This window comes from Rhodococcus sp. JCM 9793 (assembly GCF_055380405.1).
In genome coordinates this window covers 5077466-5098062 of record NZ_AP043721.1, presented here as the reverse complement: position 1 = coordinate 5098062, position 20597 = coordinate 5077466, and the positions used below count along the sequence as shown (strand labels likewise).

The window sequence follows — 20597 nt, the reverse complement described above, 5'->3', positions numbered from 1 at the left end:
ACGTAGACTCCTGATTCCGTGAGCCTTACCCTCGGAATCGTCGGACTTCCCAACGTCGGCAAGTCGACGCTCTTCAATGCGCTGACCAAGAATGATGTGCTCGCCGCGAACTACCCGTTCGCGACGATCGAGCCGAATGTCGGTGTTGTCGAACTGCCGGATCCGCGCCTGAACAGGCTCGCGGAAATCTTCGGTTCGCAGCGCATCCTCCCTGCCACCGTGTCGTTCGTCGACATCGCCGGCATCGTCAAGGGAGCGTCCGAAGGTGCCGGGCTCGGCAACAAGTTCCTTGCCAACATCCGCGAGGCCGAGGCCATCTGTCAGGTCGTACGCGTCTTCGCCGACGATGACGTCATCCACGTCGACGGTCGCGTCGACCCACTCGCCGACATCGAGATCATCGAGACCGAGCTCATCCTCGCCGACATCCAGACCCTCGAGAAGGCCTTGCCGCGCCTCGAGAAAGAAGCGAAGAAGAACAAGGAGCTCAAGCCGCAGCACGAGGAAGCGCTCAAGGCGCAGGCCGTGCTCGACGAGGGCAACACCCTGTTCTCGAAGAAGGACACACTCGACTTCGGGTTGCTGCGCGAGCTCAACCTCATGACGACGAAGCCGTTCCTGTACGTGTTCAACGCCGATGAGTCGGTGCTCACCGACGACGCGAAGAAGCAGGAACTGCGCGACGCGGTGGCCCCGGCCGACTGCGTGTTCCTCGACGCCAAGGTCGAGTCCGAGCTCATCGAACTCGAACCCGACGAAGCGCAGGAACTGCTCGACTCGATCGGCCAGGACGAAGCCGGACTGGATTCGCTCGCGCGCGTCGGATTCCACACCCTCGGCCTACAGACCTACCTCACGGCGGGCCCCAAGGAAGCGCGCGCCTGGACCATCCCTCAGGGCGCGACCGCGCCGCAGGCGGCCGGTGTCATCCACTCCGACTTCGAGCGCGGGTTCATCAAGGCCGAGATCGTGTCGTTCGCCGATCTCGACGACGCCGGTTCGATGGCCGAGGCCAAGTCGCGGGGCAAGGTGCGCATGGAGGGCAAGGATTACGTCATGGCCGACGGCGACGTGGTCGAGTTCCGCTTCAATGTGTAGCGTTATTGACGCTTCGCGTCATATCCCGGCCCTGTGTTCAGATCGATTGGGAGCCAGGACACCGGGAAGCTGCGGCGTCAGCAAAACGTCGAACGCGTCGATCTGACTCTGCAGCGGGCGACACCGCGGACGCTCGAATAGATAAAAGGACGTCGAGGACCTCTGGAGCTTGCCAGGGGGGTCCGTCCGGCTCAGCCCTCGGGCATCTCGGAAAAGGTGATGGACGCACTGCGGCCGACCTATCAGCTGTGTCCTGGCGCTCACATTGCCGGCTCGTCATTGTTGCCATCACATCGTCGGGGGCGGGCTAGGTGTAGTTGGTCATGACGTCGCCGACGGCGACGGGATCACCCGGTTCATGGGGTGTGTTCATGCTTTCCCGGCGATCGGCCGAGGTGGGCAGGAGTTGGGCTGCTAGCGAATGGGCGGTCGCTGCCAGCGTCTCGACGTCCATCCCGGTGCGGCCCATGAATGTCAGGCCCTGCTGGGTGGCCAGCAGGGCCCTGGCGACGCTGACAGGGTCGACGGAGGCGCTCAGGTCGCCCTCGACCTGAGCCCGCAGCACGCCCTCGGTCAGCGTCACTGTGATCCCCTCGTATGCTCGCCGAGCCTCCGCGGCGACGGTGGGATCGGTGGAAGCCAGTTCGGTTGTGCTGTTGGCGAGCAGACAGCCGCGCCGGGCGGACCGGCCTGCGGGGTCGCCCACTGGCGTCATCACGAACGAGCGAAGGGCGTCGACCGCGCGTGGAGCCGAGTCGATCGACCCACGCACCGCGTGGTCGAGCGATGCCACGTACCGGCGCAGCACCCGGAGGAAGAGCTCGTGCTTGTCTCCGAAGGCGGCGTAGAGACTGCCCTTGCCCAGGCCTGTGACTCGCATGAGGTCCTGGAGCGAGGTCGCCGCATAGCCCGCGTTCCAAAACTGGTCGCAGACTGCGCGCAACACCGTCTCCTCGTCGAACTGCCGTGGCCTCGCCATGCCCCCACCATACTGTTATTGACCGATCGGTCCATCATGGATATTGTGGACCAATCGGTCAATAACAAGTTGCCAAGCCATTGCGACCGTCGCCCACCCGCCACTCCGGCGCTTCACACACGACACTGCAGAGGACGAACACCTATGGGTCAGCTAGCCGACAAGACAGCCCTGGTCACCGGCGCGAGTACGGGCATCGGGCTCGCCACGGCCGAGCGCTTCATCGCCGAGGGCGCGCGTGTCTACCTCACGGGACGCCGAAAGCACGTGCTCGACGCCGCGGCCCAGGAACTGGGCGACCGGGCGATCGCGATCCAGTGCGACGTCTCCGACCTGGACGACCTCGACAGGCTGTTCGACCGGATCGCCGCAGACGAGAATCGCCTCGATATCCTCTTCGCCAATGCCGGCGGCGGCGAGGCGAACCAGCCCCTCGACGCGCTCTCCCCTGAGGCCTTCGACCACACCTTCGGGATCAACGTGCGAGGCACCGTCTTCACGGTCCAGAAAGCGCTCCCGCTGCTGAACGACGGCGGGAGCATCGTGCTCACTGGTTCCAGCTCGGCACGCCGCGGCACCACCGGCTTCGGCGTCTACTCCGCGACAAAGGCGGCCATCAGGCAATTCGGCCGAGTCTGGGCCGCCGAGCTCGCGCCCCGCGGCCTGCGCGTCAACACGATGGTGCCCGGCCCCACCGACACCCCGGGGCTCCGCGGCCTCGCCGCGAACCCGGAGCAAGCGGGCGCGTTCCTCGATGAGCTGGCGAGCAGCACACCCCTACGACGCGCCGCTGATCCGACCGAGATCGCCAACGCCGTGCTCTTCCTGGCCTCGGATCAGTCCAGCTTCGTCACCGGCAGCGAGCTGTTCGTGGACGGCGGCGAGGTCCAGGTGTACCCCTGACTGGAAGGGCGGCAGGTTCAGCCTCGATTCACCAATGTGCCTCGTGCGGGCTTGGTCGATGTGAACGGTGACGGTCGCACGAGATCACAGATTGCCCTACGTGTGGAGACGCGGTCGAATTCCGCTTCAACGTGTGATTCCAGCAGGCTTCGCGCTTCGTCCCGGACGTCGTGCGTTCGATCTGCCGCCTCTGGCGATGATGCCGATCGAGCATCTGACGCCGGCGATGGAGGACCGGGCGTTCGAGGTGCAGATGCTGCTGGCAGACCGCGGTCAGCATCGTGCGTCGTCGATCCCGGATCTGCTGATCGCAGCGACGGCGGAGAAGGCTGGGCTCACGGTGCTTGCCGCTGTCAAGGATTTCGACCTCATCGCGGAGGTCGCGGGGCCGTCGGTCGAGACCCTCGCGGCGAGCTGACCCATCGAGCCTCGTGAGGTTTCTATCCGCGGCGACGTGGTGGTGTTCCGCTTGATGCAGTTCCCTCGACCGCCCAGCTGGCATATTCGCGTGCGGTCTCATCCAGTTCGGTTTCGCTGAAGTCTCCCACGCCGTGGACGAAGAACCCGGGGCGATAGGACATCCCAACTCGTGCCGCGGTGGTGGCGAATGGTGAGGTGAGCTGGTCCATTGTTCGTCCGTAACGCCCATCAGGCACGTAGTCGTGCGCGCGGGACCAGGTGGATATTGCGATGGTCAGCTCTTTGCCTTCCAGGGCGTGTCCGCCGGGCCCGTATGCCCAGCCGCGTTCGAGGGCGGCCTCGAGCCATTCGGCCAGCAGTGGCGGGGCGCTGTACCAGCGGAACGGGAACTGCAGGACGATCCGATCGTGCTTGGCGAGCTCCAGTTGCTCAGCCGCGGCGTCGAAGCCGTCCGGTCCGCGGACGTCGGCAAGCGCGCGGACGGTGATCTGTTCTTCGTCATGGAGTGCTCGGAGCCAGGCGGCGTTGACGCGTGACTTCTCCAGGTTGGGGTGGGCGGCGATCACCAGTGTCGATGGCTGCATGGTCTTGTCGTCTTCTTTCGTTGGTGTGGGTCCGGGTGATTCGTTCTGTGTGCTGGCGCGCACGGCGATCAGGGCGATCATCGCTACGGCACCGAGAATCGCTGCGAATGCGATCACGGCATTGCTGAGTCCGATGGCGTCAGCGAGATAGCCCGTCGCTACCGGCAGGGCTCCGGCGGGGATGTATCCGGAGATGTTGAGCGCGGCGTTGGACTCGGCGCGCCGGTCCGGAGAGATCCGCGTGGCGATGAGCGTGAGGCCGGCAAGTTGGCCCAATCCTTGTGCGGTACCCGCGAGCAACGTGGCAGCAAGGAAAACCGGCCACCACGGCGTCACTGTGACAGCGAGGGCCAGCACCCCCATCGAGGCCACTGCGGCAATGGAACTGAGTGCGAGATGTGAGCGAGTGGAGAGGCGGCCCGCGGCGAACTGGATCCCGGTCGCAAGAAGGAACATTGTGCAGGCGATGGCCCCTGCAATCAATGGGTCGGAAACGCCGATGGGGCCGGCCAGCACCGAGGGGCCCAGTGAGAGCACGAACGAGGTCGCTGTGATACCTGGCCCGAAAGTCGCTGCGCCCCAAAGAAGTTCACGCCGCCGATCGCGTGGAGGTATCGGCAAGCGAAAGAGTCGTTCGCGCGTTCGTCCAACAAACACTGGCCGTGCCAACGGTAGCCGCGTGCTCACCGCCAGGGCGGCGATCCCCATCGCCGTGACGATCGCGAACGTCCACAGTTGCGGAGCGGCGGTTGTCTTCGCGGTGACGCCCGACAGCATCGGGCCGAGGCCCGCGCCGAGCACCATGGAGGCGGAGGCGATCAGTCCTCCGGCCCGCTTGCGGGTGGTTGGGGCGACGTCAACGACCGCGGCCATTCCCGCCGTCACCGCTCCGCCGACGGCAACGCCGGCGAGCAGTCGGGCCACGAGGAGCCACAGCACACCTTGGGCGAGCAGGAACAACACCCCAGCCGCGACAGCTGCGAACATCGCGGGCACCAGGACCACGCGACGCCCGTATCGGTCAGCGAGCCTCCCTGCGACGACGAGTGTGCCCACCAGGCCGGCCATGTAGCAGGAAAAAAATGATCGTGAGCATTCCGGACGAGAAGCCCCACGCGTGCTGCCACTCGGCGTACAGCGGCGTCGGCGCGTTGGACAGCACGAATACCGCTACGACCGTCAATGCTGCGGCTACCGACCATCGGAGATCCCGCTGCTCGACTGCTCTCTTCATCTGCGCCACCTAGTTCGAGATTTCTCGTATCTGTACGAGTTGAGTCGAACTTACATCAGTACGAAGAATCTCGTACATTAGCTACTCTGGAGGCATGCACACACTTGCGCCGACCTACACGCTCGGTGAACTACCCGGCGAGCTCCCTGAACGGCTGCCCGAGCCTGCGTTGGAGGAGATCCGTCTCGAGCGCATCATGGGTGTGCTGGCCGAGCCGCTGAGGTTGACGATCATGCAGCGACTCCTGCTGTCGTCCGAGGACTTCGACCAGAACTGCGGATGGTTCGGTTTCGATCGCCCGAAGTCCACGCTCACCCACCACTTCAAGGCGCTGCGCGAAGCCGGCGTCATCACCCAGCGGCAGTACGGGCTCGAGCGACGCAGTCGCGTTCGACTCGAGGACCTGAATACTCGTTTCCCCGGAATTGTCGACCTGGTGCTCGACTGGAAGCCGGACGTCAGTTGAATCGTCGCCGCCCTGGAGCGAGATGCATCCTGGTGGGCGAGGTCGCTGATCGCTTCGCCGACGATGTCATGGATCTGCTGGCGGAGGCGATCACGCTCGGGTACGAGTGGTGGAGACGTTGAACGCGTCGGGGATGCGGTCGGCAGGTGGCAGTCGGAAGAAGGGCCTGAACCTGGCCCTCGTGGACGCGGCGTTGGCGCAGATCCGCCGGATGCTGTCGTACAAGACCCGCTGGTACGGCTCTACGTTGGTGGAGGCCGGCCGGTACTTTCCGTCCAGTAAATTGTGTTCGGGGTGTGGCAGGCGAAAACCAAACCTGACGCTCGCGGACCGGATGTATGTGTGCGATCACTGCGGAGTGACGATCGATCGTGATCGTCGGTCCTCCGACCACCACCGTGAGGGCGTAGACCGTGACCAGCAGGCCTGCGGTTGGGATGGTCACCGACAGGTCGCGGGAGAGTTCCCCGAGCATCCCGCTGGGCGAGAGTTCGGCAGTGCCGACGCAGAAGATGCCGAGGATGAGCACGGCCATCCGGAGATGCATGGATGTCCCTTCGAGCGACAGCGGATTCAGGAAGCGATGGCGTCGTACGCGGCGGGCAGGGTGCTGTGGCCATCGGCGGCGAGGAAGTGCCCTGCGCCGGGGACCCTCAGTGCCCTGGCCCCGAGAAGATCGGCCAGCCGATCCGTGTGAGAGGGCGGCACGAGGGGATCGTCGTCGGAGCGGATCACGATGATCCGGTCGACGTGCTCGCGCAGCTCGGTCACGTCGCACCCGTCGCCGATGAAGCCGTCCAATTCCGGCAGCACCGGCAGCGGATCGAGGAACCCTGATACCAGGACGAGGATTCCTAGCCGCCACGCGCCTGTCAGTGATGCCAGGTGCCGCAGTACGGCGAGGCAGCCGAGGCTGTGCGCGATCACGACCGTGCCCTCGGCCGGCTCGCCCACCGCAGCACGTACGGTCTCCTGCCACCGGGGCGCATCGGGCGTGAGAGGGTCGGGCAGTTCGGGGACGACGGCCCGCATGTTGGCGGTGTCGAGTTGTTGGGCGAGCCAGCCGAACCAGTGATCGTCCGGGGTGGCCGCGTAGCCGTGGAAGATGAAGGCGTTCTGCAGTGTTGTCGAGGAAGTCACGAGCGAGAACGTACGGCCTGACGCTAGCGTGAAGGTCAAGTCCGATAAGAGGAGACAGCGGTGCAGATCGGCGAACTCGCCAGGAAGACTGGGGCCAGCGCTCGCGCGCTGCGCCACTACGAAGAGCGCGGACTGCTCGTCCCCGAACGCAGCAGGGGAGGAGGCTACCGTGACTACACCTCAGAGGACATCGTCCGCGTCGCGCAGATCAAGACCATGATCGACGCCGGCCTGACCACCGCAGCCGTCAAACGCTACATCGACTGCGCCCGAGACGGAGACCACGGCATGTGGCTCGAGCTGTGCCCGAATCTCCGCGCCGAGCTCGCCTCTCTCTCCGAATGCCTCGACGCAAGGCAGGCTGAGCTGTACGAGCGACAGCAACGACTGCACGACCTCACATCTGCCGGTTGAGAACCGTCCGGCAGGTCGGACATTCATCCGAATCGCTGGGCGCATCAGCCCAGTGGTGGAGTCAGATCCTCCCTTCGCGGACATCCTTCCCTTGTTCGGCGAATTCCTTGAAATCCTGCATGTGCTGTTGCGACTGCTTGCGGAACGCGTTGGACGTGAGCAGCCCCACCAGACGCATCAGCAGGCCGCTGAACCGGTATTCGCTCTCTTGCTCCCAGTGCGTCGTCTGCGGATCGGCTTCGGTCAGCCGATCGCGGATGACGCTCCACATGCCCGCGCCGACGATCTCGCGGTCGAAGTGGACGACGACCCCTTCAGGGATCTCGTGTAGGTCTGCCGGCTCCCGGCGTGTGATCGTTTCGGTGCACTCGAGCTCCCGCTTCCCGGATTGCATCACGACCCGCGACTCGGTTCCGAGCTGCCCATGTATCCCGCTCACCGGTTCGTGCCGGACCACCCCTCGCAACCACCTCGGTATGTGTGCCGGGTCGGCCAGCAGCTGAGCCACCTTCTCCCGTGGAAGGGCAATCTCAATCGAGTTGGTGTACTTCATGGCACGCATTCCTTCCGGGTGTGGGCCAACATGCCGTCGTGCTGCTCGTGCTGCTCTTCGAGAGGGCAGTCTGACATCCGTCGCGCGATTGGTGACTCTCATCGGGGGTGCCCCGGCCAACCCACCGCATCGGGGAAGCTAACGCCGTCGAATTCAGATTCAACGTGTAGCCGGGTTCGGTGTCCAGACGGGAGCCGGCAGAACCGGGGCCGCGAATCAGCCGACGATCTGGTCTGCGAGTTGATCAGCAATGCTCCGCGGCTCCCGCCCGAGGAGACTGCGGAGCGTGCGGTCGGATTGCGCGAAATGGCCGCTCCGTGTCGCCTGGAACATTGACAGTGTGAAGCGCGCGACTGTCTCAGGCACCCCGTTGGCCGTCTCGCTCGCGACCCACTCCTCGTCGTCGACGATGATGCGGTCGATGTGGTCGCCGGTCAGTTCGGATGCTGTTGCGGCGAAGTCCGTGAGAGTCACCGGTGAGGACAACGTCAGATCGACGGGGCCGTCGAACGACGAATCACTGGTGAGGATCGTCGCGGCCGCCTCCGCGGCGTCGCGCCGATCGACCCACGAGAAAGGACCATCGGCCGGCTTGGCGATCGCGCCGGTCTTCTGCCAGGGGCCGAGTAGTTGGCTGAGATCACCATAGAAGCCGTTGCGCAAGGCGATCCATGGGACGCTGGATGCTGCGAGGTGCTCCTCAGTTGCCGCGTGGATCGCAAGCGGAGCGTAGGGACTGTCGAATCCGGTCCCGTGGGCGCTTGTGTACAGGATCCGTTGGGCTCCTGCCTCAGTCGCGGCCTCGATCGCCGTCCGGTGTTGGTTGACGACGTCGGCATCGAGGTCGCTCGAGGAGACCAGGAGCACCTGCTCGGCATCGGCAAACGAGTGGCGTAGCGCTGCAGGGTCGTCATAGCTCCCTCGTCGTACGCGTATCCCACGGTCGGCAAGGTGCCTCGCACGTTCCGGGTCACGCACGCTGACGCCGATGGTGGCTGGCTCAACCCGCTCGAGGAGGTGATCGACCGTGGCGCCGTTGAGGGCTCCGGTCGCTCCGGTGACGATGATCATGGACACGTCCTTTCGATGAACACGATAAGTTGACCAGGGTGGTCAACTTGGGTCATTCGGTAGCCTGCAGTAACCTGACCAATGGAGTCAAGTTCGGTTAGGCGCAGACGGAGGCTGATGGTGGGAGACGGTCGATCCATGTCAGCGGGTCGGTCCATGCCAACGCTTCGCAGGGATGCGCGCCGCAATGTCGACCGGATTCGCATTGCAGCGATCACCGTGTTCAGTGAGCGGGGGCTGTCAGCACCGCTCGAGGATGTCGCTGCAGCCGCGGGTGTCAGCAAGGCGACGATCTTCAATAGATTTGGGGGGCGGATCGGTCTCATCGATGCAGTGATCAGTGACGTCGTCGCGACGGAGTTGATGCGGATCATCGATGACGCACGAGCGGTCCCTGGCGTCCAAGACCGAATCTCCTCCTACGTCGGCGCGATCCGGGATCTCCAGTACCGCTTGCCAGCGATCAATGACGTCCTGCTGCAGCAGTTTCCGGACTCCGAACAGCTCATGGAGCTCTGCCGAGCCGGAGGCGACTTCCATGACGATCTTGTCAGGGACGGGCATGCCGCTGGTGTCTTGGCTGACGGGTTCACGCCAGGTGATTTTCAGGCGATGACTATCGACAACGCCCTTGCCCTCGAGCATGGAGGTCTGCCGCCCCGGGTGGACTACGACCGTCGAACTGCTTTTGTCCTCGGCGGAATCTGCAGGTCGCCACAGTCGTCGGTTCAGTCACGCAACTGAGCAGAGGGATCTGGTCGACTCGAGTGGGATCCTCGAGAGGCGGCTATGCCTCACCCCATCTTCAGTGTGAGCAAGTGCTCCCGCGCCAGCGCTGACGCTGTCTGACCGTCGCGGTCGGCGATCGCATCAAGGATGCTGGTGTGCGCGTGCTGGTCGGCATCGCTTCCGAACTCGCCACGCAGGCGCAAGAGGTCGATCATGGCTTGCCGGCTGCGTGGAGTGAAGCTGTCGAACAAGTCGACGAGAATCGGGTTGTGCGCCGCTGTGACAATCGCTCGATGGAACGCGATGTCCGCGTCGACGTGCGCTTCAATGTCGGTTCTCTGCGCGTCGCGCTCGTCCCCGGCTCGTTTCATGGCGCGCAACTCCGCGGCAGAGCGACGTTCGGCAGCGAGAGCAGCAGCTTCGACTTCGATCGCGATGCGAGCTTCGATCACCGAGTTGATGTCGGCCTTTCGCAGTGCCGCACTCCAGTCCTCGACCACATCGAGTGCAGCCACGAAGACGCCGGCCCCCTGACGAGTCGCCAGGACGCCCTGTCCTGCGAGGCGACGGATGGCTTCGCGCACCGTCGAGCGGCCGACACCGAGCTGCGGGCCCAACGTGTTCTCCCCGGGGAGCTTCGACCCGAGCGGCCACTCGCCGGCGCGGATTCGCTCGAGAAGCAGATCTGCCGCTTGCTCTGCGAGCGGGGCGCGTGTCACCTGTGCCATGAATCCTCTACTTCGCTACTTGTCTGAGAAGTTGTGTAGAGTCTAGCCCATGCCTCAGCGACTTGTCCTTCGTCGCCGCAGCAGGGGCTGACCCGACCGGCCACCCTGCTCGCGGAGTGATTTCACCTCTGCCGGTCTCCTCGCTTTCCTGCGCGCCATGTTTGCGCGCGTCAGATCGAAAGAAGCACATGAGCACGTCCCCACCTCATACTCGCGACAGGTTTGGCCTGTGGGCACTGACCGCCACCCACGCGGCAAACGACTTCTACACCGGCGCGGTCGCAGCGCTGCTGCCGTTCTTCGTGCTCCATGCGGAGTACTCCTATGCCGCAGTCGCAGGGATCACCCTGGCGGCCACTGCGCTGTCGAGCGTCGCCCAGCCGATGTTCGGATACCTCAGCGACCGCTACGGGATGCGCTGGATGAGTCTCGCGGGGCTCCTCGCCGCCGGAGCGGGTATTGCCCTGAGCGGCATCGTGGTCGACTCCTATGCGGCCGTCTGGATCGTCGTGGCCATCTCGGGTATCGGCGTCGCGGCGTATCACCCGGCGGCGACGATGGAGGCCCGCGAACTCGGTGGCGGCACCAGCGGATCGATGAGCCTGTTCTCAGTCGGAGGGAATGTCGGTGTGGCGCTTGCTCCGTCGGCAGTGATCCTCGTCGTCGGCACCTTCGGCCTGTCAGGCTCAGGCTTCCTCGTCATTCCCGCGCTGGTACTCGGGCTGGTGTACGCCATGGTCTCATGGCGGAACCTGTTCTCGCGCACAGTATCCGCCGATCCAGTGCCTGCAGCTGCCAAGGTGTCGATCCCGGACGACTGGCGTGCCTTCGGTTGGCTGACCGCGGTGCTGGCCACGTGGTCGGTCGCGTACGTCGGCACCTCGACCTTCATCTCGCTGTACTCGATCCAGCGGTTCGACGTGACCACCGGCTTCGCGTCGATCGCGCTGTCCGTGTTCCCGGCAGCCGGCGCGGTGGGGACCCTCGCCGGAGGCTGGCTCGCGGACCGCTTCGGGAGGCTGCGTGTTGTCCGTACCGGATATTTGCTGGCGGCTGTCTCGACCATCGCGATCGTGCTCGCCCCATCGCCTGTGGTGGTCATCGTCGCGACCGCAATGTTGGGGGCGAGCCTGTTCCTGCCGTTCGCTGCGCAGATCACTCTGTCGCATTCCTACCTGCCGAACCGGATCGGCATGGCCAGCGGCGTCACCTTGGGGCTGACGCTCTCGCTGGGTGGGCTGGTGAGCCCGTTGCTGGGGTCCATCGCGGACCGGGCAAGCGTGCAGTCGGTCTTCGTGATCGTCGCTGCGCTACTCGTGGCCGGCTTCGGGCTCTCGTTCATCCTCGAAGAACGCCGGAACACTTCTGCAGAGAGCCCCGAGACGCACAGTCAGACCACTGAATTGGAGAGCGCCCATGACTGACCGGGAGATCCTTCGTCTCGAGACCGTCGACTTCGTTCGGGAATCCCGACAGATCCTCACTGCCATCGACCTGACTGTTCGCGCGGGGGAGCGATGGGCGCTGATCGGCCCGAACGGAGCCGGCAAGAGCACCATCTTGAGCATGTGCGGGGCGGTTGAACACCCCACCCGCGGCAGCGTGCACATCCTCGGCCGCAAGCTCGGTCGTGTGGACATCCGGGAACTGCGGGAGTCCATCGGACATGTCAACCCACGCCACCCGCTGAGCTCGCCGCTCACCGTCCGCCAAGTGATCCTCACCGGCGCGACGGGCACGACCGAGCTGATGCCTCGCTGGATCGCCGACGCAGCCACCCAGGCTCGTGTCGACGAGCTGATCGACATGCTCGGACTCGCTGGCCTCGAGGCTGCCACCTGGCCGACGATGTCGCAGGGCGAACGCGGGCGCGCGCTCATCGCGCGTGCACTGCTGTCTGATCCTCCGCTCCTGTTGCTGGACGAACCTTCCACGGGACTCGACGTCGCCGCTCGCGAGCAGTTCCTCACCACAGTCGACCAGCTGCACCACGCACGACCAGGCCTCGCCACCATCCTGGTGACCCATCACTTGGAGGAGCTCCCCACAACGACGACGCACGCCCTGCTGGTCAAACACGGTCAGGTGCATGCAGCCGGCCTAGCCCGAGAAGTCCTGACGACCGAGCTGGTGAGCGAATGCTTCAACCACCCGATCGCGATCGAGCACCGTGCTGGTCGCTGGCAGGCACGAGCGCTCGTGAGGAGCTGAAAGTTCCGGATGCGCATGGCGGTTGACGCTTGCTACTCGCTCGAGGATTGGTGCGGGGGCTTCTCATGCACCGTGGTCTCCAGAACAAGGGGGCGGTCAGTCAGGCGAACCAGAGCACCGTCTCGCCCGCGTAGGGTTCTGTGATCAGTCCATTGAGGTCGTCGACCAGCAGCGCGCAGTGTTGCTGAAGTCCATCCACCACCGTGCCCCAGCTCGGGATCCCCTCGGTGATTTCGAGGAAGTCGCCCGTCGCGAGGTCGATAACGATCATCCAATGGGCCTGCATGATCGTCGCGCCCTCGTGCACCAGTCCCTTTCGCGGATAAGTGTGATCGCAGTGATCTCTGACCACGGGGTGAGCACGCCGAACGTCTCGACGCCATGTGTCGTGATGTTGTGATCCATCAGCGGTGCTGCCTCCTTCGTAAGACCATCGATGCACGCTATCGAGACAGGGCGCGAGTCTCGTTATCTTCCCGCGGTTCCGTCGATGAGTTCGCGGAGGATGTCTGCGTGTCCGGCGTGGCGGCCGGTCTCTTCGATCATGTGTGTCAGCGCCCAGCGTGTGCTAGGGCCTGGACGGTCACTGCCGGCATGGGGAACGGGCCCGGAGAGGTCGTCACACGTGTCGAGCACCGCGTTGGCTTGCTCCACCGCAGAGCGGTAGCGGGCAACCACGTCTTCGCGCGTATCCGTTGCGGCGCACCGGAACGTCGCCGGCCAGTCGGTGGTCCGGTGGCCGAGGAAGATTGATTCTTCGACGTGGGTGAGGTGATTGAGTAACCCAAGGAGATTCGTTCCCGACACCACTTGGGCGGTTCTGACGTCAGGCTCGGGCGTGGTCTCCACCTTGGTTGCGATTGAATTTCGGAGATAGTCGAGGAAACCACGAAGTACTTCGGCTTCAGTGTTTCCGGTTTTCGGCGGAGGTGTATCGCGACGTTGTGAGCGCCGTCGGGGTGCGGTCATGAAAGCTCGTCCTCGAGAGTGTCAGGTTCTTCGGCGTCAGCGCTCGGTGCGCCGGATCATCAGGATGTGGTCGGTGACCTCGGTGGTGCTCCCGTTGGGGCCGGTCGCCATGCGTTGCCGGGCGTCGGCGATGAGGACCTGCCATGTCGAGGGGTTGAGATCGATGTCGGCGTTGACCTCGTGCGGGCTCGGGTAGTGCACATCGGGGTCGCGATTCCACGACCAGGGAGCGGTCGAGCCATGGTCGACGATCAGGAGATGTCCTCCGGGCCGCAGGGCGTGGGCCGCGATTCTGAAGAGCCCGGTGCGGTCCAGGCTGGGCACGGCATGCAGATAGTGGGCGTTGATGAGGTCGAACTCGCCGGAAGGCAACCCCTGGTTGAGATCTGTCCGGGTCGCGGTGATCCGATCCTCGAAGCCGGCCGCTTGGGCATTGTGCGTCAACCGATCCACCGATGTCGCAGAGATGTCGAGCGCGGTAACCTTCCAGCCGCGCTGGGCGAGCCAGAGCGCATCGCCACCGTTGCCGCAGCCCAGCTCCAGGGCCTGTCCCGGGGTGAGTTCAGAGGTCATCTCAACGAGACGAGTGTTTGGTGCGGGGCCCTTACCTGGCACAGAGCAGATGGATGTAGCGGTGGTCACGAATGCTCCTGTTGTCGTCGGGTCACCTGATCTACACTCGCAGCCCTGTTGCGAAATACGCCAACAACTTTGCAGAATTGCAACGGCGATCGTTGTCCGGAAAGCAGGGGAATATGGATGATGGCGAGGTACTCAGCGCGGTTGGGCCGAGGTTGCGGGGATTCCGTCAGGCGCTCGGGCTGAACCTGGCCGAACTCGCCGAGCGCAGCGGGATCACGGCCAGCACTATCTCCAGGTTGGAGCGGGGGCTCGTGCGCCCCAGCTTGGAGCAACTTCTACCTCTTGCGAGAGTCTATGGGCTGCCCCTGGACGAGCTTGTCGCGGCTCCCCGCGTCGGCGACCCGAGAGTTCACCTCAAGCCCGTCCGCAGGCACGGCCTGACCTTCGTGCCACTCGGCGTCCATGCCGGAGGACTGCAGGGCTTCAAAGTGATCTACCCGCCGAGCGCGAAGGCAGGCCCCCTGAAATACAACACTCATCCCGGGCGTGAGTGGTTCTACGTTCTCGAAGGCGCGGTCACCCTTGCGCTGTCCGATCAGCGAACTGTCCTCGAAGCCGGTGAAGCTGCGGAGTTCGACACGATGACCCCGCATTGGATCGCGAACGCTCGCGAGGACCGGCCCGCCGAGATCATTGCACTCTACGGCGTGCAGGGTGAACGCCTCCACGTGATTGACGTCTGATCAGATGGATGAACCTGCGATCACTCCGTCGAAGGCTGGGAAGCGCGCGATGACTGTAGCCAATTGCTGAAGTCGTCTGTCTCTTCCCATAGTTCACGCACTTCGGAGGACTCGCTGTCGGACAGCGACCGGTCGAGTTGCGCCTGGATCCATGCCAATCGCTGCGGGTCCAATTGCGCGGTGAAACTCTCGAGTTGGGCAGCCCCGATTTCCGTCGGTGCGGGGACCTCGCCGTGTGTGACCCGAACCAGCGCGGCCAATGCGATCGCGATCTGCCCGCCGTCGACTTCGAGATAGTCGGGGTCTTCGAACGCCCACTCCACACTCTGGAACGAGAAATCGCCGTGGCGGATCGCCGCCAGGAGATCTCCTGCGCCGTCGTTCTCGAACGGCCCGTATCCCCACGCTCCCATGGAAGGAACATAGTCGATCAGGGCGAAGGTCCGGCAGTCACGGTGCTCGACCAGCTGGAGGATGCAGGAATCCGCATGGCGGAATCAGGGGTCCGCGAAGGAGAATGCCGATATGGATACGAGCGAGACGCGGATAAGCATCGTCGTCGACGACACCCTGCCGATTCGGCAGGCGTTCGAGTTGCATCAATTGCTCGGCATCGGTGTCGCCGAGGTCCGTGAGTGCTTCGCGGCCCGGCGACCACTGCTCGATGAGGCAGTGTTCGGCAACAACCATCTCGCTGTGTCCCGTGTGCTCCTCGGTGCGGCGGACATCCTGGCCGACACACAGTTCTCCATTCATGAGTGCGTGGACGAGCAGGCGCCGTCGCGCGAGAACGAGATCGACCTCGCCACACTCCGACAGATCCTCGCACCCCAGATTCCGGAACCCCTCCGGACTCGCCCGATCGCGAACCTGCGTGCGGCGCAGGTGATCGCGGAGGCAACGCGCGCAGCCTTGTCAGAACTCCGCGCGACGCATCCGGAGACGTTCCATGTCGTCGGTCTGGCAGACGCCGGTGCTCCTGCGCCGCCTTACCTGATGGTGGGTTCTGCAGAAGGCGATGCTCGGTCCGGTGTGGATCGATGGGATCTTGCGGCGAGTCCGTACGCGGTGTGGGGCTACGACGACCATTTCGGGTCGGTCATCGAATTGTACGAGGACGACGGTCTTTTCGCGATGGACCGCGACATCATAAGCAAGGACGCACAGTTAGTCGTCGCCCACGCGAATCACCTTGCGACGTTGGAAGAAGCGCTGCGCATTCTGGACATCGATGGATTCTTCGGTACGGGGGCAGACCGTGAATCCGTTCTGCTCACAGTCGAAGTCACGCCGCCCGATCACATGAACGTGGGTTTCGCTCGTCGGCTGAACCCCGACGGGCCATTGCTCGATGAGTGGCTCACAACAGTGGCGGAGCTGCCACTGCTGGATCCCGACCCGGTGGCGACCGCGGAACTCGCGGAAGTTTCGGAACCACTCGCCCCGCCTCCGAACGTGACGATGGCGCGCCTGTGGCGGAGGACGCCCGGGCTGTATCTGCTGGACGGTACTGCGATATACGGGCCGCACTCGATCAGGGAACGCAACGAAACCTACGAAGCGGCCGAGTACTGCCCGGAATGGGTGCTGATCGGTGACGACGGCGGCGGCAGGGGATATCTCATGCGTGCCACGGGAAACGTTTTCGATCCCGCACAGGGGGGTGATGCCTCCGATGTCTACCTCGTCGATCACGGTGCGCTCACCGAGCATATCGAGAAGGTCGGTGAGTTCGTCACCGGCGACCTTCTCGGATGGCTGGTGCGCGAGTGAGTAGAGTGACGCGTCGGTAAGCCGGTTGAGCTATGCCCTCATGCCCGTGGTCGTGAGGTCAGGGTCGGAATCATTATCTCGAGCGTAGCCACCGACTTCGTCCGTGACCGCGGTACCGTGGCCGACGTTGCTGATCTCGTTCCGACCGGCAGTCCATGCGGACCACAATCGGTGGTAGATCCCACCACGAGCGAGCAACTGGTCATGGGTGCCCTGCTCCACGACCTGACCCGAATCCATGACCAGAATGTTGTCGGCACGTGAGGCCTGGTCCAAGCGGTGCGCCACCACCAGGGCCGAACGATCACGGGTCACTTCGTCGGCTGCATCCTCCAACGCCCCCGCCCCAGCGGAGCCCGCCTCGGCAGTCGCCTCGTCCATGATGACGACGGCCGGGTCGAGAAGCAGGACGCGAGCCAGTGCCAGCTGCTGCGCGGCCACAGGATCCAGCTGGATGCCCCGGGCCCCGACCACCGTGTCGAGGCCCTGAGCAAGCCGGTCGAACCACGAGCGCGCATGAACCAGATCGAGTGCTGCGATGAGTTCTGCATCGGTGGCATCGGGCTTGGCGAGAGTCATGTCCTGGCGCAGGGTTCCGGAGAAGACGTGCACCTCCTGGCTGACCATGGCGAGCCGGGCGATGCGCTCACGGTCGGACAGTGCGGACACGGGGTACCCGTCGACGAGCACCTCACCCGCATCGGGTACGCGCAATCCCGCCACCAACGCTGCCACCGTGGTCTTTCCGGCTCCGGACGCCCCGACGACGGCGACGGTCTCGCCCGGGTCGATGGTGATGTCGATGTTGCGTACTGCCCAGGCATCGCCGTAGCTGAAACTGACGCCGCGCAACTCCACGCGGCCCTGCGGAGCATCGACACCGCTGTCGGGCACCGGTATCGGCGGGTCGGTGACCACGCCCACGACACGCGCCAGCGAGGCATACCCGGACTGCACGACGTCGAGCACGCGCATGAACGTGTTCAGAGGTCCACGGAGCCGGATGATCATGAGAACCGCCCCGGTGACGGCACCGACGGTGAGAGCCCCGGTGGACACCAGGTGGTATCCCACCGACAGCGCGATTGCCAGCATGAGGAACTCGGCAACAAGCATCCAGGCATTGAGGACGAGCATGGTGGTGCGCGCCCGGATACCCTTGCGGACCACACTCCACGAGGCATTCCCGATCTCGGTGTGCATGCGCTCTTCCATCGAGAACGCCCGCACCGTTGCCCGACCTCGGATGGCTTCCAACACGCGACGGGCACGCTCGGCCATCGCGGCGCGTTCGTCGGCATAACGCTGGGGTGCTTTGGCGAGATAGAGGCGCGCAGCGAGGAAGTACACCGGCGCGACGATGACCGGGACGATCAGGAACTGCCAGTCCAGTGTGAACAGGGCGATGACGGTGGCAATGACTGTGAACAGCGAGGTGGACAACGTCGGCACGGTCTCGGTGACGGCGGCCGACAGCTCGGCGACGTCATCGGTGGAACGGCTGACCAGATCACCTGTCCCGGCATCCTCGACTCGGTGGGTGGGCAGCCCGAGGGCGGTGCCGACCATGTCCTGGCGCAGGTTCGCGATCACGCGCTCGGACAGCCGTGCCACGAGGTAGAAGCCGGAGGCGCTCAGGACCGCGCCGGCGATCGCGGCGGATATCAGACCTGCGCCGATGGGCCACAGAGAGTGCTGGGCGTCGTCCAACACCAGGTCCACGATCCGGCCCATCAACTGAGGGATCAGCACACCGGCGTACGCGCCGAGGCCGAGTAGCACCAGTGCGAGCAGGAACCACAGCTTCGCGTGGGGTATCCGACCCAGCTCACGTGCCACTTCGCGCCGCACTTGACCTGGCGTGGCCAGGGGGAACCGAAGGGCTGTGTCGGACTTGGCAGGTGCGCTCGTACTCGTCGACTGACTCATCGAGTTGCCCCCGCCAGCAGATCCTCCGTTGTTGCCTTCAGGTCCTCCACGCTCAGGTGGTGGGCAGCCACAGCATTCCATGCAGGGGCCTCGCTGAATATCAGCGTGATCTTGCCCGCCCTGTGTCGGGACACCTGTTCGGCAATGTTCTGTTCTGTCACCGAGTCCACCGCGGTGGTCGGATCCTGCAATACGAGGAGCTCGGGGTCGAAGGCGATTGCGCGCGCCAGGGCCACGCGCTGGCGCTGACCGCCGGACAGCATCCGCCCGTTCTCGCCGACGCGCTTGTCGGGGCCTTCCGGGATGTCGTCGCAGCAGGCGACGCGGAGTGCTTGCTCGGCCGTGGCCCGGTCGGGGTGGACATTGTCGGCGACACTGCCGTCGAACAGGTCGGCCGCGTGCGGGACGACGATCACTCTGGTTCGGGGCAGCGACTCGACTCGGGCGATCAGCTCGTGATCGGTACCGCGGACGACGGTGAGACCGGTCGGCAGGGTCGCCATGAACCGGGTGGCCTCGGCCGCGTCGACCTCGCTGGTGCGCTCGAAGTCCGCTCCGAGAACCTCGCGGATGCGCCGCCCGGATGCCTCGGCGGAGGCCCAGCGCGAGGCGAGGTTCCTGCCGAACATCGTCATCGGGGTGATCAGGAACTGCGTCAGGCCGACGACAGTGATGAGTTCGCCGATGGACACATGCCCGTTGAGTGCAAGCACGCCGGTGGCGATGCCGAGGGCGGAGACGAAGATCGCGCCGGCGGCCTCGGTGGCGCCGTTGAGGCGCGCCTCTGCGGCGTCGGCATGAACGGTTTTGCGGTAAGCGATGTCGGAGACCTCGTCATATCGACCGCGGACGGTGACGATGGCGCCCAGTCCCTTGAGGATGCGTAAGCCCTGCACCACATCCGTGGCGGTGGCCGCGGCCTGCGCGATCGCATGTTGACGCGTGATCGAACGGCTCTGCAGTGGGCGGGCCACCCCAAGAGCCACGACCACGAGGAGTGGGCCACCGATGAGGGTCGCCAGGCTCAGCCAGGGATTGATGGTGAACATCATGACGGCGCCGTAGGTGATGGCGGCGGCCTCGGCCACCGGCATGACCGTCATCATCACGATGTCGCCGACCCGGTTGGTGTCGGACGACGCGATCGACAACAATCCGCCTGCGGTGCGCTCGCGGCCGGCGAACCCACGCGGATCCTGGATTCGATCGGTGACCATGGTGCGCAGATCATGGCTGACCAGCTGTTGACTACGGATCAGCATGAAGCGCGCGATCCAGTTCACGCCGATCGCGACCACGAACAGGCAACCCAGGACGAGGATCCAGAATCCCAATCGGCCGAGTGACGAGGTCGCGATGGCTTCGTCCACGGCCTTGCCCACCACGACGGGCGTCAGACCGTTACAGACGAACGAGGCTGCCATGCCTGCCGACGCAACGAAGCTCCACGGGCGCTGCGAGAGCGCCACCTTCAGCGTCCATGCCCGCGCATCGAGCGCGGGCATCTTGGACTTTTGCGCACGCGGCCCGGGTAGCGCCGAGTAGTCGACGACACTCTCCTGCTCAGAAGAGTGAGGGATGTTAGGCATAGGAGACGATATTACTTTGTAGGCGAAGTAAAGACTGTGGTCACATCCGGCGAAGCCGTTCTGGGCTTTGAACGGGCGCTTCCACCGTTTCTTCATCTGTTCGTGTGCCGAGCGTGATCGGTGTTGCCGCCGCGAACGGACTCGCGTAGGTGCCGGTCCTGCGCCTTGATGATCTCGTCGGCTGTTTCTCCGTGGAGGTCTGTGTCGCAGGGGCCTCCGAGCTGCCGGCAGAGTGTGCGCCCGGAGGTCAGCTGCCGTCAACGGCACGGTGCGTGCCGATGCGATGGGGCGTGAATGAGCGAGAGCAACCGTCGCCGGAGTTGCGGGCGCCGCGGTGCCGCGGCGCCGCGGAGAAGTGCTGACCCGGCAGACCGCATCAGACTCGCCCAGAAACATGGAGAGCTCGAGCCTGGCGTGGACCTGACGATCCCCGCCGAGGTGCTCGCGGGAGCGCTCTATTACCGGTTGCTCCTGGCCGGTCG

Annotated in this window: 22 protein-coding genes and 3 pseudogenes; 12 read left to right on the top strand and 13 right to left on the bottom strand. The window is 64.8% G+C overall.

The genetic code is table 11. From position 1 onward, the window contains the following. The first annotated feature begins 18 nt into the window (after positions 1-18). Positions 19-1098, top strand: a complete 1080-nt coding sequence (gene ychF, locus ACZ46K_RS25615) for a redox-regulated ATPase YchF (RefSeq protein ID WP_054807444.1) — start codon at positions 19-21, stop codon at positions 1096-1098. Positions 1099-1405: 307 nt separating this feature from the next. Here the strand turns inward: ychF and ACZ46K_RS25610 are convergent, their stop codons facing one another. Continuing rightward, a complete protein-coding gene (locus ACZ46K_RS25610; protein ID WP_464745460.1) occupies positions 1406-2077 on the bottom strand; it encodes a TetR/AcrR family transcriptional regulator in 672 nt (223 codons plus the stop codon). Positions 2078-2221: 144 nt separating this feature from the next. Here ACZ46K_RS25610 and ACZ46K_RS25605 point away from each other — a divergent pair, with 144 nt between their 5' ends. Together ACZ46K_RS25605 and ACZ46K_RS25600 are read left to right on the top strand one after the other, a co-directional pair. After that, positions 2222-2980 (top strand): SDR family NAD(P)-dependent oxidoreductase, encoded by a 759-nt coding sequence (locus ACZ46K_RS25605; RefSeq protein WP_054810490.1) that lies wholly within the window; start codon positions 2222-2224, stop codon positions 2978-2980. Between the two features lie 136 nt (positions 2981-3116). Further along, positions 3117-3398 (top strand): annotated as a pseudogene (locus tag ACZ46K_RS25600) (PIN domain-containing protein); the annotation flags it as partial. 22 nt (positions 3399-3420) lie between these two features. Here ACZ46K_RS25600 and ACZ46K_RS25595 read toward each other — a convergent pair. Together ACZ46K_RS25595 and ACZ46K_RS25590 are read right to left on the bottom strand one after the other, a co-directional pair. Further along, positions 3421-5052 carry an MFS transporter gene (locus ACZ46K_RS25595; RefSeq protein WP_464745458.1) on the bottom strand — a complete coding sequence of 544 codons (1632 nt, stop codon included), beginning with the start codon at positions 5050-5052 and terminating at the stop codon, positions 3421-3423. Continuing rightward, positions 5006-5218 (bottom strand): hypothetical protein, encoded by a 213-nt coding sequence (locus ACZ46K_RS25590; RefSeq protein ID WP_464745457.1) that lies wholly within the window; start codon positions 5216-5218, stop codon positions 5006-5008. The genes ACZ46K_RS25595 and ACZ46K_RS25590 overlap by 47 nt, the downstream gene beginning before the upstream one ends. Before the next feature lie 94 nt (positions 5219-5312). On the opposite strand from ACZ46K_RS25590, the gene ACZ46K_RS25585 reads away from it, so the two are divergent. Continuing rightward, entirely contained in the window at positions 5313-5684 is a 372-nt protein-coding gene (locus ACZ46K_RS25585; RefSeq protein ID WP_464745455.1) for an ArsR/SmtB family transcription factor, read from the top strand. A 133-nt stretch (positions 5685-5817) separates the two neighbouring features. Then, positions 5818-6051: pseudogene (locus tag ACZ46K_RS25580) on the top strand (zinc ribbon domain-containing protein); the annotation flags it as partial. A 206-nt stretch (positions 6052-6257) separates the two neighbouring features. Here the strand turns inward: ACZ46K_RS25580 and ACZ46K_RS25575 are convergent. Continuing rightward, a complete protein-coding gene (locus ACZ46K_RS25575) occupies positions 6258-6824 on the bottom strand; it encodes an RBBP9/YdeN family alpha/beta hydrolase (protein WP_054805185.1) in 567 nt (188 codons plus the stop codon). Between the two features lie 60 nt (positions 6825-6884). Between ACZ46K_RS25575 and ACZ46K_RS25570 the strand changes: the two genes are divergently transcribed. After that, positions 6885-7238, top strand: coding sequence for a MerR family transcriptional regulator (locus ACZ46K_RS25570; RefSeq protein WP_054805163.1), 354 nt, complete (start codon positions 6885-6887; stop codon positions 7236-7238). 61 nt (positions 7239-7299) lie between these two features. On the opposite strand, the gene ACZ46K_RS25565 is transcribed toward ACZ46K_RS25570, so the two are convergent. Together ACZ46K_RS25565 and ACZ46K_RS25560 are read right to left on the bottom strand one after the other, a co-directional pair. Beyond that, positions 7300-7791: an SRPBCC family protein gene (locus ACZ46K_RS25565; RefSeq protein WP_054805186.1), complete on the bottom strand. Its 492-nt coding sequence runs from the start codon at positions 7789-7791 to the stop codon at positions 7300-7302. Between the two features lie 216 nt (positions 7792-8007). Beyond that, the gene (locus tag ACZ46K_RS25560) at positions 8008-8862 is read right to left on the bottom strand and encodes an NAD(P)H-binding protein (protein ID WP_054805164.1); all 855 of its coding nucleotides are present in this window, start codon (positions 8860-8862) and stop codon (positions 8008-8010) included. 81 nt (positions 8863-8943) lie between these two features. Between ACZ46K_RS25560 and ACZ46K_RS25555 the strand changes: the two genes are divergently transcribed. Next, the gene (locus tag ACZ46K_RS25555; protein ID WP_464745453.1) at positions 8944-9606 is read left to right on the top strand and encodes a TetR/AcrR family transcriptional regulator; all 663 of its coding nucleotides are present in this window, start codon (positions 8944-8946) and stop codon (positions 9604-9606) included. Between the two features lie 50 nt (positions 9607-9656). On the opposite strand, the gene ACZ46K_RS25550 is transcribed toward ACZ46K_RS25555, so the two are convergent. Then, positions 9657-10319 (bottom strand): FadR/GntR family transcriptional regulator, encoded by a 663-nt coding sequence (locus ACZ46K_RS25550; protein ID WP_464745451.1) that lies wholly within the window; start codon positions 10317-10319, stop codon positions 9657-9659. Between the two features lie 188 nt (positions 10320-10507). On the opposite strand from ACZ46K_RS25550, the gene ACZ46K_RS25545 reads away from it, so the two are divergent. Further along, entirely contained in the window at positions 10508-11743 is a 1236-nt protein-coding gene (locus ACZ46K_RS25545) for an MFS transporter (RefSeq protein ID WP_054805166.1), read from the top strand. After that, positions 11736-12530: an ABC transporter ATP-binding protein gene (locus ACZ46K_RS25540; RefSeq protein WP_054805167.1), complete on the top strand. Its 795-nt coding sequence runs from the start codon at positions 11736-11738 to the stop codon at positions 12528-12530. Before ACZ46K_RS25545 ends, ACZ46K_RS25540 begins: the two co-directional genes overlap by 8 nt. A gap of 100 nt (positions 12531-12630) precedes the next feature. Here ACZ46K_RS25540 and ACZ46K_RS25535 read toward each other — a convergent pair whose 3' ends face one another. The 3 genes from ACZ46K_RS25535 to ACZ46K_RS25525 form a co-directional block, all read right to left on the bottom strand. Continuing rightward, a complete protein-coding gene (locus ACZ46K_RS25535; protein ID WP_464745449.1) occupies positions 12631-12837 on the bottom strand; it encodes a hypothetical protein in 207 nt (68 codons plus the stop codon). 161 nt (positions 12838-12998) lie between these two features. Further along, complete coding sequence (locus ACZ46K_RS25530; protein WP_054805169.1) at positions 12999-13499, bottom strand: DinB family protein; 501 nt, start codon at positions 13497-13499, stop codon at positions 12999-13001. Between the two features lie 36 nt (positions 13500-13535). After that, positions 13536-14072 (bottom strand): SAM-dependent methyltransferase, encoded by a 537-nt coding sequence (locus tag ACZ46K_RS25525; RefSeq protein WP_054810164.1) that lies wholly within the window; start codon positions 14070-14072, stop codon positions 13536-13538. A gap of 182 nt (positions 14073-14254) precedes the next feature. Between ACZ46K_RS25525 and ACZ46K_RS25520 the strand changes: the two genes are divergently transcribed. Further along, positions 14255-14824: a helix-turn-helix domain-containing protein gene (locus tag ACZ46K_RS25520; protein ID WP_464745446.1), complete on the top strand. Its 570-nt coding sequence runs from the start codon at positions 14255-14257 to the stop codon at positions 14822-14824. 20 nt (positions 14825-14844) lie between these two features. Here the strand turns inward: ACZ46K_RS25520 and ACZ46K_RS25515 are convergent, their stop codons facing one another. Next, positions 14845-15237, bottom strand: coding sequence for a DUF4259 domain-containing protein (locus ACZ46K_RS25515; protein ID WP_054805170.1), 393 nt, complete (start codon positions 15235-15237; stop codon positions 14845-14847). A gap of 112 nt (positions 15238-15349) precedes the next feature. On the opposite strand from ACZ46K_RS25515, the gene ACZ46K_RS25510 reads away from it, so the two are divergent. Next, positions 15350-16597: a DUF4303 domain-containing protein gene (locus ACZ46K_RS25510; RefSeq protein ID WP_464745444.1), complete on the top strand. Its 1248-nt coding sequence runs from the start codon at positions 15350-15352 to the stop codon at positions 16595-16597. A gap of 30 nt (positions 16598-16627) precedes the next feature. Here the strand turns inward: ACZ46K_RS25510 and ACZ46K_RS25505 are convergent, their stop codons facing one another. Next, the gene (locus ACZ46K_RS25505; protein ID WP_464745442.1) at positions 16628-18526 is read right to left on the bottom strand and encodes an ABC transporter ATP-binding protein; all 1899 of its coding nucleotides are present in this window, start codon (positions 18524-18526) and stop codon (positions 16628-16630) included. Then, the gene (locus ACZ46K_RS25500; protein ID WP_464745440.1) at positions 18523-20115 is read right to left on the bottom strand and encodes an ABC transporter transmembrane domain-containing protein; all 1593 of its coding nucleotides are present in this window, start codon (positions 20113-20115) and stop codon (positions 18523-18525) included. Before ACZ46K_RS25500 ends, ACZ46K_RS25505 begins: the two co-directional genes overlap by 4 nt. Before the next feature lie 294 nt (positions 20116-20409). Here ACZ46K_RS25500 and ACZ46K_RS25495 point away from each other — a divergent pair. Continuing rightward, positions 20410-20571 (top strand): annotated as a pseudogene (locus ACZ46K_RS25495) (hypothetical protein); the annotation flags it as partial. Positions 20572-20597 lie beyond the last annotated feature (26 nt).

Coding starts and splice junctions, on each gene's coding strand:
- ACZ46K_RS25610 (WP_464745460.1), bottom strand. CDS start 2,077: ATGGCGAGGCCACGGCAGTTCGACGAGGAGACGGTGTTGCGCGCAGTC.
- ACZ46K_RS25605 (WP_054810490.1), top strand. CDS start 2,222: ATGGGTCAGCTAGCCGACAAGACAGCCCTGGTCACCGGCGCGAGTACG.
- ACZ46K_RS25595 (WP_464745458.1), bottom strand. CDS start 5,052: ATGGCCGGCCTGGTGGGCACACTCGTCGTCGCAGGGAGGCTCGCTGAC.
- ACZ46K_RS25590 (WP_464745457.1), bottom strand. CDS start 5,218: ATGAAGAGAGCAGTCGAGCAGCGGGATCTCCGATGGTCGGTAGCCGCA.
- ACZ46K_RS25585 (WP_464745455.1), top strand. CDS start 5,313: ATGCACACACTTGCGCCGACCTACACGCTCGGTGAACTACCCGGCGAG.
- ACZ46K_RS25565 (WP_054805186.1), bottom strand. CDS start 7,791: ATGAAGTACACCAACTCGATTGAGATTGCCCTTCCACGGGAGAAGGTG.
- ACZ46K_RS25560 (WP_054805164.1), bottom strand. CDS start 8,862: ATGATCATCGTCACCGGAGCGACCGGAGCCCTCAACGGCGCCACGGTC.
- ACZ46K_RS25555 (WP_464745453.1), top strand. CDS start 8,944: ATGGAGTCAAGTTCGGTTAGGCGCAGACGGAGGCTGATGGTGGGAGAC.
- ACZ46K_RS25550 (WP_464745451.1), bottom strand. CDS start 10,319: ATGGCACAGGTGACACGCGCCCCGCTCGCAGAGCAAGCGGCAGATCTG.
- ACZ46K_RS25545 (WP_054805166.1), top strand. CDS start 10,508: ATGAGCACGTCCCCACCTCATACTCGCGACAGGTTTGGCCTGTGGGCA.
- ACZ46K_RS25540 (WP_054805167.1), top strand. CDS start 11,736: ATGACTGACCGGGAGATCCTTCGTCTCGAGACCGTCGACTTCGTTCGG.
- ACZ46K_RS25530 (WP_054805169.1), bottom strand. CDS start 13,499: ATGACCGCACCCCGACGGCGCTCACAACGTCGCGATACACCTCCGCCG.
- ACZ46K_RS25525 (WP_054810164.1), bottom strand. CDS start 14,072: ATGACCTCTGAACTCACCCCGGGACAGGCCCTGGAGCTGGGCTGCGGC.
- ACZ46K_RS25520 (WP_464745446.1), top strand. CDS start 14,255: ATGGATGATGGCGAGGTACTCAGCGCGGTTGGGCCGAGGTTGCGGGGA.
- ACZ46K_RS25515 (WP_054805170.1), bottom strand. CDS start 15,237: ATGGGAGCGTGGGGATACGGGCCGTTCGAGAACGACGGCGCAGGAGAT.
- ACZ46K_RS25510 (WP_464745444.1), top strand. CDS start 15,350: ATGGATACGAGCGAGACGCGGATAAGCATCGTCGTCGACGACACCCTG.
- ACZ46K_RS25505 (WP_464745442.1), bottom strand. CDS start 18,526: ATGAGTCAGTCGACGAGTACGAGCGCACCTGCCAAGTCCGACACAGCC.
- ACZ46K_RS25500 (WP_464745440.1), bottom strand. CDS start 20,115: ATGCCTAACATCCCTCACTCTTCTGAGCAGGAGAGTGTCGTCGACTAC.